Origin of the sequence: Alteromonas sp. S015 (genome assembly GCF_036864485.1) — a bacterium.
Taxonomy (GTDB): domain Bacteria; phylum Pseudomonadota; class Gammaproteobacteria; order Enterobacterales; family Alteromonadaceae; genus Alteromonas.
Genome location: NZ_JAZETO010000002.1, coordinates 185,228 through 199,481, shown reverse-complemented (window position 1 = coordinate 199,481; position 14,254 = coordinate 185,228). Strand labels below are relative to the sequence as shown.

Sequence of the window (14,254 nt, the reverse complement as noted above, 5' to 3'; positions counted from 1 at the left end):
AGATAAAAAAAAGGTCGATATTTTCTATCGACCTTTCAACTGATTCCATCTTTTATGCGAACGGCTAACTGGCTCCAAGCTCGGCAGCGATAGCGTCAGCCTGGCGTTTTTCGCCCTGCACAAACTGCTTCCATTGCTGTGCCATAGCACGGCTTTTCTGGTGCTTTTCTGCTTCCGCCAGCTGGTTAAGCGCAAGGGCATATTGCTTTTTATTGTAAAGTGCCATGCCCTTTATCAAGTAGACCAAACCAGGGTTTCTCAACTCGCCTTTTTCAACCGCGCGGTCGGCCGCTGCAATTGCGTCATCAAAGCGCTCTTCATTAAGAAGAATTTGCGCTAACTGTGCATCTAACTCACCGTCTTCCGACAGCTCAGCCGCTTGCATCATAACGGGTATTGCTTTGTCTTGCTCTTTGGCTAGTGACCAACTTTGACCTAAAAACTTAAGGTTGCGCAAGTTTTTCTCAAGTACGCCGTCGTTCATCGCCTGCTCCATCAACTTGGCCCCTTTATATGGCACGCGATGATAGTAATAAAGCTGCGCCATATTGAACACATCAGCGGATGTATTAACGAACCCACGCTGATAAGCGGTTTCCATTATCGCTAGCTGCTTGCGCTCTTCGCCTAGCTCACCGTACATGCCGGCCAGCTGGATCCAATACTTAGGCTCGTCAAACAACTTAACCATCTTAACTAACACGTCTTTTACCTTCTCAGGCTGCTTGAGTTCGTAGAAGATAGCACGTTGAAGAATTAACCAGCCTTCGTCTGGGATCATACCTTCCGCTTCGTGGTCGGCCACCGCTTCAGAAATCCACATTGCAGCTTCATCGTACTTTTTGTTTTGATAGTACGCCTGCGCTTTTATCACTTTGTTTTTAACCGGTACTGGGCCCGTATTCAGACTTTCCCAACGTTCTAAATAAGTGATGGTATCGTCGTAATTACCTTGCATAAGGTTAAGCTGGGCCAAACTGAAAAGCGTGGTCATTTCGAACTTTTCAGGAATGGGCTGCTGCTCTACCACTTTGGCAAACGATTCCAACGCCTTTGCATAGTCTTCGTTGTTGTAATAAATGAAGCCGAAAAAGTTGTACATCATGGCTTTTTCGTAGGCATTCATTGAGTCAGACTTATCTTCTACTTCTTTCAAAATAGCGATAGCTTCTTCAACGTTACCCGCTTCATCTGCCGCTGTTTGTGCACGCGCTAGCTGCTCATAAACCTTGCCGCGTAGCGTTGGTACACGGCGCGTTTTCTTCTCAATGGCTTTTTGCTCTTGGGCTACAGCGTCCGTCGCAACCAGCATGCTCGGTACAGATACAATGGCCGATGCAAATGCAAACGCCAGTGCACTAAGCAATGTATTCGTCTGTTTTCTCATCATGATCTGTTACCCGTCAATTTGGAACGTAATACGGTTTTGAACACCCGATACTTCGGTAGCTTCACCATTTACCACACGAGGCTTGTATTTAAACTTCATTGCCGCATCAATTGCCGCTTGTTCAAAAATACCTTGTGGGTTGGCTTCAACAACGATTGGATCGCGCACCGCGCCTTGTTTGGTTACCGTGAATTCGACGATAACAAAGCCTTCAATACCCCGTTGAAGTGCACGTCTTGGGTATACTGGCGCCACCTTAACAATTGGAAGGTACTCGCCATCACCAGACTCAAGAGCTAAACCACCCTCTAGTGAGATGTCGTCGCCCACTTCAGCACCAAAGTCCATCGACGTCCCTTCTGCATCTGGCGACGGTGAGTCCATTTGAGGCTGCTCCATTTGCGGGGGCGGCTCTTCAGGCTTAGGTGGCTTTTTCGGCTTACGATCTTTTTTCTCAACTTGTTCGTCCTGCTTAACGCGAACAAAGTCAAGCACGCTTCCCTTAGGCGGTTCCGTTAGCGCACTGCCACCCATCTTGATAAGCGATTGCATCAAGAAGAACAGGCCTAACGTGATCGCAAGGGAAATAACAAATGCGATTAAATATCGTGGCATGATTTATTGCTCTTGGGCTGCAATCGAAACATCGTAAACGCCAGCGGCTCGCGACGCGTCCATTACCTTAATCAAGGTTTCTGTTGTGGCCTTTTTGTCAGCCTGGATAACAACAGTACCCTGCGGGTTTTCAGCATGTAGTCGCTCAATGTTTGCTTGCACTGCGCGAACGTCAATGCGGCGCTTGTTAATCCAAATTTCGCCTTTATCTGAAATAGCGATAAGAATGTTAGCGCGATCCTTCTTCACAGCAGTCGCTGCTTCTGGACGGTTAACATCAATACCCGCTTCTTTCACAAATGACGCAGTCACAATGAAGAAGATCAACATGATAAATACAACGTCCAGCATGGGCGTCATGTCGATGTTTGCTTCTTCCTCATCGACTAAGTTTTGAAAGTGCTGCTTCATAATAAATACCTTACCTTAATGCTTAGCTAGCATTAACGTTGAATAGTCAATGCATCCTCAAGATGCGTGCGTTCTGATTTCACCATACGAGTTAACCAGGTAGCGGCAAATACGCCTGAAAGTGCGCCAACCATGCCCGCCATTGTCGGGATAGTGGCTTTCGATACACCTGATGCCATTGAACGAGCATTACCTGAACCCGCAATTGCCATTACATCGAATACTTCAATCATACCGGTAACCGTTCCCATCAAGCCCAGAAGCGGACAAAGCGCAACCAGTGACTGGATAATTGGGATGCTGCCATTAAGGCGCATGGTTAACTGTGAAATTGTTTTCTGACGAACTTGTTCAGCGAACCAAGAAGAGCGATCGCTACGTGCAGTCCACATTGCTATTGCTTCTTTCTTGGCTTGCTTGTGCCAAACCATCAGATACATCGCACGCTCGAGGATCAAAAGCCACATAACGAATATCAGCAGACCGATGACCAGGAGAACCTGGCCACCTGTTTCTGTGAAATCGCGAATTGCTTCTAGAAACTCGATCATGATTAGCCTCGCTCAGCGCGCTCTGCAATTACGCCAGACGCCTGTTCTTGTAGGATGTACACAATGTTCTTAGAACGTGTGTTAAGCATTGCATAAAGCAGTGTCATTGGAATCGCTACAACAAGACCTAGTACTGTTGTGACAAGTGCGGTTGAAATACCACCCGCCATTAGTTTCGGGTCACCTGTACCGAACAAGGTAATTGCTTGGAAGGTGTTGATCATACCGGTTACCGTACCTAGTAGACCCATAAGCGGTGCTACTACTGAGATAATCTTGATGATAGTTAGGTTACGACCTAGCTTAGGTACTTCGCCCAAGATAGCTTCAGTTAAGTGAAGCTCAAGCGCTTCAACGTCTGCATCTGGGTGCTCGTCACGTACTTTAAGTACACGGCCAAGTGGGTTGTTTGTATTAACTTCTTTGCTCTTAAGCTGCTTGTTCACTTTCATACGTGTTAGCGTCAGTGTTACTAAACGTTCGATAGCTAATAGAAGACCGAAAGCACCAACGATAAGAATGATGTAACCTACAACACCCCCCTGCTCTACACGCTCTTTAAGATTAGGCGCTTGAACAAGGAGACCTAGAATTGAACCACCTGTTGGGTCGATACCGAACTGCACTAGTTCGCCATTTGATGCTTGAAGCTCTGCAGCTGAGTCCATGTAACGGTCAGCTGGTTGACGTACTAGTTCAGATACTGTGCCAGTTACGCCGTTGTAGTCTAGGTATTTACCGTCGGCTACAAGGGCAAACGGACCTACACGTACAACAGACTTATTCACTTTCTCACCACCCGCTTCAACAACGTCGGTTGTAAAAGTGGTCACCTTGCCGGCTTCAGTCATTTCACGCTGCATTTCAAACCAAACACGCTCAATTTCTTCAATTGATGCTAGCTTAGAGCTTGAACCCATGTCTTGTGCCATTTCGTCTAAGAACGCAGCACGGCCAGGGATTTGTGCAGAGATAACAGAGTTATAGAATTTGTTTTTGGTGTCGCCAGCGATTTGCTGAAGTACACCGAATAGCTCTTTAAGTGAACCAAGACGCGTGTCTAGTGCACCATTTAAGTCAGCCAGTTTAAATTCGTTTTCTTCAAATTGAGTTTCTAGCTGCTCTGATTGCGCAAGCATTTGGTCACGCTTTTCACGTGTTTCGCGAAGAATGCGATCTTGCTCTGCACGTTGCGCTTGGAAATCACGCTCACGCTGTTTGTTTTGCTGTGACTGTGCGAACTGACCTTCTTCTAGTTGCTTAAGAAGTGCGTCTAAGTCCATGGCACGGTCGCTCTGTGCGAAAGCACCAACGCTGATGCTAAGGGCTGCTAGACCAACAGCGATACGTTTTACTGTGTTAAACATTCTCATCAACCTCTTAGTCTGTAATTGCCACTGGCAGCATTAGCAAGTCTGGTGCAAGTTGCTTCTTCGCCATGCGCAGACCTTTTGTAATTTGTGTACGGTAGCTGCTATCAAGCTCTTCCCACTGACGGGTTTGCTTGTTCCAAACACCCTGCATGCTTGCATCACGTGTTTGGTAAATTAGCGCTGTACGACCAAGGCGTAGGAATTCAACGTCACGCTCTTGACCGTTAATTGAATGAATACCGCTATACGCTTCCATAGTGCGGCCGTAGTCCATCTCTACTTGGTACGCTTCCATTACACGACGGAATTTTTCAGACGCCGCAACGTCGGCACGGTCCATCATGGCACGAAGGTCAGCTACACGGTTTGCGCGCTCTTCTGGAAGAAAAGGAACGTCTAGTGCTACGAACTGCTCTAGGCCGTCAATCATGCGCATCATTAGTGGCGTGATTTGACGCTCAACCACAGAAACTTCGTCGATAGCAGCGTTTAAGTCTGCCATTTCTTGTTCTTGGTTATTGATTTGCTTACGAAGCTGAATGTTATAAACCTCAAGACCTTCAATCTCTTTCATCAATGTTTTGAACTGTTGAAGTTTGCTGTCGATTTGATCGGTAATACCGTTAATCTTCTCTTGCGATTTCGCCGCTGACTCGTTTATTTTCGCTGCCTCATCGACAACGGGTTTTAAGACTTCATCGTCTTGTGCAAGTACGGGTGTCGCTGCTAGCGCACCTGCCACAAGCAAGGCATTGATAAGCTTCATACATTCAAACCTTTAAAGTTAAAAGAAATCGGATTTGTCCGACTATAAATTTCTGCGCGTAGGATAGGAGTTTTCTGTGACAGTTTTATTACGGAACTGTCATAAATCGAAGACTATTGTCACAAATACAAAAGCCCGGCAAGTAAACCGGGCTTTAGGTGGTTGTTAACGCTCCCTTTTTAAGGAAGCACAACTTGATGCATTTTCTTAGAAATTATAAGTTATTGAAGCGTTTATACCTGTACCTACGCTTAGCTTACGCAGCGTAAGACCTTCTTGCTCAATTTCTTTTTCATCGTTGAAAATGTTCTGCACACGTAATTTAACTGTTGTGTTGAAGTCAGGATAGTAGGTATAAACGGCATCCAATGAATGGAACGGTTTTTCAATACCATCTTCAAAACCACGAACGCCCGGCGCAATGATACGCTCGCCAAATGAGTTATAAACTAATGACGCTGAATGCTCACCGTTATCAGAATCCCAACCTAACTGAAGATTAGCAACCCACTCTGAGTGACCCACTAGACGACGTTTGTCATTGGTAATAGTCGCTGTGATAGTACCACCGTAAGCTTCACGCGCTTGTTGAGAGAACAGTGACTCTTGATCTCCGCTGCCAATGGTTACTTCTGAATCAGAGAGTGTCATGTTTCCTGATACAAAGAAGTTACTAAAGTTATCACCAATAAAACCTAAGTCGTGTAAGAATTCAAACTCGATACCGTACAACTCACCTTCCTGACCGTTAGCCGTTAGTAGCTGAGGTACACCTTCACCGCCATCGAACTGCACCATCTCGATAGGGTTTTCCATATCTTTATAGAAAAGGGCAATAGACAGGTTGTTCCCCTGAGACATATACCACTCCCAACGGAAGTCGATATTGGTCAATTCAGTTTCAACCAATGACGGTGAACCTCGTACCAAGAATTCTGTTAGCGGGTCAATAAAGAAAGTTGAGCTGATGTCACGCAAGTCAGGACGGATTAACGTTTGGCTAACGTTAAAACGATACTGCATTTCTTCGCTTGGAATATAAGTGAAAGCCAATGACGGAAGAACATCAGATTCATTGTAGATGCTGTCAACGATGGCATCAGTATCATCTGCAAACGTATCTGAGTGCTCGACAAATGGAATCGATACTTGCTGGAAGTCTTCATAACGTGCACCGCCACTTACGCGAAACTTCTGGTTGAAGAATGCATCAACCATGAAATAGCCTGCGGTAAGTTTGGTTGCCGCTGAGTACTTATCACCTGCACCGGTGTTGTCCTGAAACACAGAACGCCCCGTTGAGCTAGTGTAGAAGTCGTCGTTATAAATATTATCGCTTGAGAAAATTTCATCCAAGCGATCGCCTTCTTTAAAATCAGAAGAAATACCGAAATGACGAATTGCTAAATCGATATTGTTACCGTCACGGGTTTTGTCGTAGTAATCCATACCGGCTTTAAGTTCAATGTCGTAGCCTTCACCGAAGAACGCGGTAGACACATTGAACCCATAGGTATCAGACTCATCATAAAGAACCTGATATTGACGGTTAAGGTTTGTTCCCGGCGTATCATCAAGACGCTCTAGTTCTAATGCACCTGATTCATCGTAGAACTGCTGAAATGTTACTTCCATGATGTCTGGTGCTTCACGAGACGCTCGGCTAGTTCCAACGTACCAATCAAAAAACACACCATCTAACAAGTTAAGGAAGTTGTGCGTACCTTTAAGCTGCGAAGACACCATTTCACGTTCTTCGAAAATAATGTCCATGCGGCGGAACTCTTCCACGCCAGGGTTAGATTCACTTTCGTCGAAGTAGTATCCATCGCGAACACGATCACGCATGTCGTGAAGGATCATGTTCACAAGTTCTACTTTGTGGTTGCTGTTGTATTCATAACCCACGTTGAACATACCACTCCAACGCACATTTTGCTCAGTAGACACCATATCACGATATTTAGTAAAACGCGGATTTTCCTGACCGCCACCGATATCGTTACCTAGCATCTCTTCGGCAACCGTCCATTCATTGCTGTATGAAACCGTTGCTAAGAAACCTAATACAGAGTCGTTGTCAAATACATAGTTATTACCAATGGTAGACCCAAGACTGAAGTTTGGATCGACAGATTTTTCATCTGGGCCAATGTCCCAGTTAAATGAACTCAGGATATCTTGAGTTTCAGCAAGTGTTCTTGTGCGGTCGCCTTCAAAACCAGCAGAACCGTTTGCTGCAAGGCCTGAACTAATAATATCAGGCAGTGCTCGGGTGCCGTCGTCACGACCTGTCCAATCGTCGCCACCACCAGAATAGAAAACACCGGTGTCGCTGTTTTGCGTATTCCAACCACCGCCCGCTCTAACATTAAAAACAAACTCAGAGGGAATTGATTTGGTGCGAATGTTAACGTTACCGCCACCAAAGTGCCCAGGCATATTTGGTGAGTAAGATTTCTGAACGTTCAGGCTTTCAATGATGCTTGAAGGAAATAAATCAAGCGGTACGACCGAACGCGTCGGATCTGGGCTTGGTACCGTCATGCCATTCAACTGTGTACTTGAATAACGCTCACCCAAACCACGAACGTAGATAAATTTACCGTCAACAAGCGTAAGACCAGTTACACGTCGAAGTGCAGCGGCGGCGTCGCCGTCACCGGTACGAGAAATTTGCTCTGCGCCAAGAATATCAGCAACGAACGCCTGATTCTGACGCTCTTGTAATACCGCAGTAGCGGTACCTTTAAGTCGCGTGCCCGTGGCAACAACTTCTTCAATAACTTCGTCTTCTGACTGCTGTGCTACTGCTGATAACGGTAACGCGCTTGCGCCTAGAATGGACGCGATAGCCAGCGAAAGTCCACCGACTTTGAATACTGACGTTTGTTTATTTTTCATTATGGTAACTCCTAAGGAACTGTAATCAGGTAGCTGCGTTTACACAAAAGCTAAGGCGTACAAACGCCTTAGCTTTACTGTGTTTACCGTTTGCTTGTTAGTCTTGAAGACCAACTGTTACCCAACCCAGTGTCCAGTCAGACTCGCCGTCAAAAGCACCTTGGAAGTCTGTGCTATCAAAGAAAGCGTCCAAAGTAGAAGCGTCGAAGCCTGAGCCTAATAAGACTGAATTGCTTGCTGGTACGAAACCTGTTGAATCAAAGCCAAGTGCTGCTGTATTAGCAAGTACGCTGTTGCTATCTTGGCCTTCAAACCACTCTTGCGTGCTGTCCGTACCAATTGTATCTGAACCAAATGCGCTCGCCGATGAACAAGCAACCGTTGAATGTGTCATTGTTAGCGAACCCGCTGCTGCATTAGCAATGGACTCATCACCGTTTACTCGTAGACAGTTGCTGTAGTTATCGCCACCGGTAACCACTAGGTTTTTGATGGTACCCGCTGTACCGTTGCGTAAACGTACACCGTTTGTACCATCCGCACCTAAAATAGTCACGTTAGATACAGTGGGCGTTGTAAGCGGTGTCCACGATGGGTTGTCTTCGTTGTTGTCTGCTTCGAACGCATTGTCGCCGCCCTCAGCATCTTGCTTGATAACCACATACTGCGCTTTACCCGTCCAACCAAACGACCAATCTAGAGAGTCATCACCGATTGCAGTAAGTACCAAGTGGCTCACATTTACTGCTCCGCCGAAGAACTCTACGCCGTCATCCAGGTTTTGGTGAACGTGAATGAAGTCAACTTCAGTACCGCTACCTACACCTGCAAATGAAATACCGTTTAGTTCATCGCCTGCGGCTAGTGCTTTACCTGCGTGTTTAACAACAACGTAGCGTAGCGTACCTGAGTCATCTTCACTGTCAGGGCCACCATAGAGGCCTGCGTTACCCTCTGCCGCTGTTCCACAGCTAGCAAGTTCCTCTGCAGACGTCTCATCGTCATCACCGGTATTACAAAGGTTAGTAGGTGCATTACCTAGAATAACCAATCCACCCCACTGACCGATTCCAGTTTCGCCTCCAGTCATATCTTCAGAAGACGTGAAGGTAATAGGAAGGGTTGCGGTACCAGATGCTTCAATCTTAGAGCCACGACGAACAACCAGGAAGTCGTCACCGTCTTCACCAAATACTGTAGTACCTCGCTGGATGTATAGCGTTGCGCTGCTGGAATTGTCTTCGCCTACCGCTGTACGACCTTTAATTAACCAGTGAGCATCATTCGTTAGCGATACATCAGTAGTAAATACAGTGTCAGTAGTCAGCTGATAAACAGGCTTGTCAGTGATATCAGGGAAGCTAGCAGACACGTCAGTCGCTAAGCCTTGTTCTAGTGCCGTTGTAACGTCAGATGGAATGCTATCATTTACCGCAACAGTCCAACCGTCCATCCAGTTATTGTCACCATCAAATGCACCGATATAGTCAGTTGCCGCAAAGAAGTCATTCTCTTCTGATACATCAACGCCCGCACCAAGAAGTGGTGAACCAGAACGTGGTGTAAAGCCATCGTTAGAAAGCATTAGTGCGTCAGCAGTAAGTACGCTGTTGCCCGTTTGACCTTCAAACCATGCTTGAGTAGTTTCGCCACCGATAGTATCTGAACCAAAGTTATCACCAGCTTCACAAGCAACCACTGAATGTTCTACAGAAAGCTCGCCAGATACTGCATTAGCAATTGACTCGTCACCGTTAACACGCAGGCAGTTGGAGTAACCTTCACCAGCGGTAACAACTAGGTTGCGAATGTTACCCGCAGTACCGTTGCGTAGACGTACGCCGTTAGTTGTGTCAGCGCCAACGATAGTCACGTTAGAAATAGTAGGCTTAGTGAGTGGAAGCCACGCTGGGTTGTCTTCGTTATTATCTGCCTCAATAGCGTTGTCGCCACCAGCTGCTGATTGTTGGATATAAACGTTTTGCGCGTTACCTGTCCAACCAAAAGACCAGTCTAGTGAGTCATCACCGATATCAGTTAAAACAACGTTACGTACGCTAACTGTACCGCCAAAGAACTCAATACCGTCATCCAAGTTTTGGTGAACTTGAATATACTCAACTTTAGTGCCTGAACCGATACCCGCAAATGAGATACCATTTAGCTCGTCACCCGCTGCCAGGGCACGACCCGCATGCTTAACCACTACGTAGCGAAGTGAACCTGTGCTATCTGCTGGGTTATTACCACCGTAAAGACCCGCGTTACCTTCAGCAGGAGCGCCACACGCAGCAAGTTCAGCGTCAGATGTACCTGCATCGTCACCTGTATTACATAGGTTAGTTGGTGCGTTACCTAGAAGTACGATACCACCCCATTGACCGATACCCGTTTCCTCACCCGTAAGGTCTTGAACTGAGGTAAACGTGATAGGCGCGCTCGCCGTACCGTTAGCTTCAATCATTGAGCCACGACGCACTACCAAGAAGTCATCTCCTTGCTCACCAAACACAGTCGTACCTTGTTCGATGTATAGTGTTGCGCTGTCGTCGTTATCTTCACCCACAGCGGTGCGGCCTTTAATTAGCCAGTAAGCATCATTCGTAAATGTAACATCAGATGTGAATGTAGTGTCTGCAGCAATTTCATAAACTGGCTTGTCTAGGTCGAAGTCAGCCGATACGTCTGTCGCTAAACCTTGTGCAAATGCGTTTTGAACGTCAGTTGGGAAACCGCCGTTCACGCCTACAGTCCAACCCACAGTCCAGTCTGTGCCGTTAGGGTTAAATGCACCGATATACTGACCGCCGCCAAGTGCTACAGGAGATGATTCTGTTGGGAAGTAACCGTTGTCTTCAAGCATAAGTGCAGACGCAGCTAAAACGCTGTTGCCATCTTGGCCTTCAAACCATGCTTGAGTAGTGCCACCGTTAATGGTGTCAGAACCAAAGTTGTTCGCTGGTGTTTCACACGCAACAATTGAATCAGTGATAGAAAGCTCGCCCGACTCAGCGTTAGCAATTGCTTCGTCACCGTTTACGCGCAGGCAGTTATTAGCAAGGGCTGAACCTGTTACTAATACATTTGACAGTACACCTGCCGTACCGTTACGCAAACGTACGCCATTTGTGCCATCAGCGCTTACAATAGTCACGTTTGAAATAGTTGGCTTAGTTAGCGGCAACCAAGACGGATTATCTTCGTTGTTATCCGCTTCGATTGCGTTGTCGCCACCGTCAGCTGACTGTTGGATATAAACGTTAGTTGCGCTACCAGTCCAGCCAAATGACCAATCTAGTGAATCGTCACCGATATCAGTAAGTACAACGTTACTTACGTTAACTGTACCACCGAAGAATTCAATACCGTCATCAAGGTTTTGGTGAACCTGAATATAGTTAACTGTGGTGCCTGAACCGATACCAGCGAATGAAATACCGTTTAGCTCGTCGCCTGATGCCAGTGCTTTACCCGCATGTTTAACTACAACGTACTCTAGCGTACCTGAGTTATCTTCTGGGTTATTACCGCCGTAAAGACCTGCATCACCTTCTGCAGAAACACCACAGTTTGCAAGTTCTTCGTCAGACGTATCTGCATCGTCACCCGTATTACAAAGGTTAGTTGGTGCGTTACCAAGTAGAACTACACCGCCCCACTGACCAATTGAAGTTTCCTCACCAGTTACATCCTGCACCGACGTCATCACGATAGGCGCTGAAGACGTACCAGATGCGTCAATTTGAGAGCCACGACGAACAACTAAGAAGTCATCACCGTCTTCGCCGATTACTGTAGTACCTTCTTCAATACTAAGCACTGCTGGGTCTGAATTATCATTACCTACCGCAGTACGACCTTTGATGATCCAGTGAGCATCGTTCGTTAAGGTCATATCTTGAGTGATAGTTAAATCGGTATCTAAACGATAAACAGGCTTGTCTGTAATTGTTCCTGAGAATTCGCTTGAAACGTCAGTAGCCAAGCCCAGAGAGAAAGGCGTATCTACATCAGGAGTAGTCGGTGTTGTTGGTGTTGTAGGTGTAGTCGGAGTTGTTGGTGTAGTTGGTGCTACGACCTCGTCACCTTCATTAATATTGATGTCACCGCCGCAGCCTGCAAGGACAAGCGCAGTCGTGATAGCACTTACCTTAAATATGTTACGAATTTCCATTAAATTCTCCAGATTTTTGTAATACGGATTCTAAGGTTTGCTAGAGAGTAAAGGAGATCAGTGACATTTTTGTTACAAAGTAAAAAACTTATCGAATTTATTTGAACTTTTTCAGCGTTGAACTGACGCAACTACAAAGCTATTACTTTTCATATAGATAAAAAAGAACTGGTTAAAAACAAAACAAAAAATCAGGTTTTGAACGTTTAGTTTTTCGTTCTAAACCATTTGGTTATGACAGTTTTGTGACCACGAGTAACAGGCTCTGCGAAATGAATACTGTTAAGGTTGGGGTCGCCAGAGGGCAGCAAATTGTTCCAAAAAAGTGCCATTCCCTTTTTGGGGCTTACGGCAATATCGAGCTTCGTAAAACGCGTGTGGCCGCCTTCGCATTGATCATTTAAATAAATCATGCATGTCCATGTTCGCTGCCCTCTCGACTGGCAGTGTTCTTTGTACTGTGGACTACCAGGCGGAAAGAAGTCGTAGTGCGGTTTATAGTACTCCCCCACATTGTAGTGCTGAGCCTGAATAACTTCCCCTTCCCCGACGCCTAAACGAAGCGCTGCAACAATGCGACGATCAACACCTTTAACCAACTCATTACCGAGAAAGGCCAATTCACACGTCGAAGACGTTCTAATGTCATCAGCGCTGGCGGCGCCCGCCAATTCAGAGGGCGCGAGTTTATCTTTAGTTAGTGCGACAATAGCGTCACACTCTTGACTGCTCAAGAAGTTATCGTACGCAAACAGCTGAATGTCATAGGGCTCTGCAAGGGGCTTAGCCTGCCCCACGCGGGTGATAGCACTTTTTGCCAGCGCTTCATAGAAACTTGAAGAGGGTGAAAACCGATAATCAGAGGGCAAATTAGTGCCGAGCACTTTCTTGATCGTTTCGGGCGAAAAACCGTTTTCCACTAGTGTCGCCACAATAGTAGGTACTGCAGTTCTTGAAAGCAGGCATTTAACAACCCATTGTTTCCACGCCGGTGGCATATACGACACAATTTCTCCCTTTGCTTTTAGCGGCTGATGAAGCGATTTCTAAGTTTACTTCTCTATTCCAATAATCGACGTTGGCGTACCAGTACGTCTTCACGAATAGGAAAATACCCATCTCTTAACACTTGCTGCTGCCCTTCCTGTGACAATATGTAGCGTAAGAACTCCCTTTCCAGAGTAGGTAAAGGCTCACCGGGCTTCTTATTTATAACTAAATATAGAAAACGGGCAAACGGGTACGTTTCGTTACGCACGGTATCCGTTGAAAGAGGAATGAGCTTATCTAGCGACTCACCTAAGGGCAAAGCGCGAACGCCCGCGGTTTTGTAACCGTAAGCGGCATAGCCGATCGCACCTGTGCCACTGGCGACAGACAATACCACCGAAGCAGAGCCAGGTTGCTCATTAACCGTATTCTTGAAGTCTCCGTCGCACAGCGCCATCACTTTAAACAAGCCATAAGTCCCTGATACTGAATTTCGGCCATAAAGCCTTATAGGGGAGCGATAGCCTATATCGCTAACCCCAAGCTGAGACCAATTGGTAATAGCTGTTTTGCTGCCACAAAACTGGGTCTCAGAAAATACCGCATCAACTTGCTCAAGAGTCATCCCCGGCAGCGGGTTGCGTCTATCCACAAAAATGGCGATGGCATCCATCGCCACTTTTAATACCGTAGGTGGATAACCATGAGTTCTTGTAAAGTCGCGTATTTCACTGGGTTTTAATTCTCGGCTCATTGGGCCTATGGTGGCAGTACCTTCAATCAGTGCTGGCGGTGCGGTGGACGAACCAGACGCTTGTATCTGAAAGCCTACCTGAGGATAAAGAGTTTTGAACTCCTGCGACCAAAAGGTCATTAAGTTTGCCAGCGTGTCTGAGCCCACTGAGGATATTTTTCCTGCCACCCCCGGCTGGCGTTCATAGGCTGGTACTTTGTAAGTGCTATAAACCGATGACGAGCTTTGTGTATTTTGAGGGTTAGCAAATGCTCCTAGTGATAACAATAAGCTTGTTACTATAAGTAACTTTGAAAGACGATAGCTTTGCCCTTTCATCTTGTCAT

At 46.3% G+C, this 14,254-nt stretch carries 10 protein-coding genes; all 10 read right to left on the bottom strand.

From position 1 onward, the window contains the following. Positions 1-64 precede the first annotated feature (64 nt). Complete coding sequence (locus V7R42_RS04930) at positions 65-1,390, bottom strand: tetratricopeptide repeat protein (protein WP_334019091.1); 1,326 nt, start codon at positions 1,388-1,390, stop codon at positions 65-67. Between the two features lie 6 nt (positions 1,391-1,396). Further along, positions 1,397-2,005 carry an energy transducer TonB gene (locus V7R42_RS04925; RefSeq protein ID WP_202263574.1) on the bottom strand — a complete coding sequence of 203 codons (609 nt, stop codon included), beginning with the start codon at positions 2,003-2,005 and terminating at the stop codon, positions 1,397-1,399. Between the two features lie 3 nt (positions 2,006-2,008). After that, complete coding sequence (locus V7R42_RS04920; RefSeq protein ID WP_012517280.1) at positions 2,009-2,416, bottom strand: ExbD/TolR family protein; 408 nt, start codon at positions 2,414-2,416, stop codon at positions 2,009-2,011. Positions 2,417-2,448: 32 nt separating this feature from the next. Next, a complete protein-coding gene (locus V7R42_RS04915; RefSeq protein ID WP_334019090.1) occupies positions 2,449-2,967 on the bottom strand; it encodes a MotA/TolQ/ExbB proton channel family protein in 519 nt (172 codons plus the stop codon). A 2-nt stretch (positions 2,968-2,969) separates the two neighbouring features. Continuing rightward, positions 2,970-4,334 carry a MotA/TolQ/ExbB proton channel family protein gene (locus V7R42_RS04910; protein ID WP_334019089.1) on the bottom strand — a complete coding sequence of 455 codons (1,365 nt, stop codon included), beginning with the start codon at positions 4,332-4,334 and terminating at the stop codon, positions 2,970-2,972. A gap of 13 nt (positions 4,335-4,347) precedes the next feature. Continuing rightward, a complete protein-coding gene (locus tag V7R42_RS04905; RefSeq protein WP_334019088.1) occupies positions 4,348-5,106 on the bottom strand; it encodes a DUF3450 domain-containing protein in 759 nt (252 codons plus the stop codon). 207 nt (positions 5,107-5,313) lie between these two features. Next, positions 5,314-8,010, bottom strand: a complete 2,697-nt coding sequence (locus tag V7R42_RS04900; protein WP_334019087.1) for a TonB-dependent receptor domain-containing protein — start codon at positions 8,008-8,010, stop codon at positions 5,314-5,316. A gap of 97 nt (positions 8,011-8,107) precedes the next feature. Then, positions 8,108-12,184 carry a hypothetical protein gene (locus tag V7R42_RS04895; RefSeq protein ID WP_334019086.1) on the bottom strand — a complete coding sequence of 1,359 codons (4,077 nt, stop codon included), beginning with the start codon at positions 12,182-12,184 and terminating at the stop codon, positions 8,108-8,110. Between the two features lie 206 nt (positions 12,185-12,390). Further along, the gene (locus V7R42_RS04890; protein WP_334019371.1) at positions 12,391-13,182 is read right to left on the bottom strand and encodes a prolyl hydroxylase family protein; all 792 of its coding nucleotides are present in this window, start codon (positions 13,180-13,182) and stop codon (positions 12,391-12,393) included. Between the two features lie 62 nt (positions 13,183-13,244). After that, positions 13,245-14,246, bottom strand: coding sequence for a PstS family phosphate ABC transporter substrate-binding protein (locus V7R42_RS04885; protein WP_334019370.1), 1,002 nt, complete (start codon positions 14,244-14,246; stop codon positions 13,245-13,247). Positions 14,247-14,254: the final 8 nt, after the last annotated feature.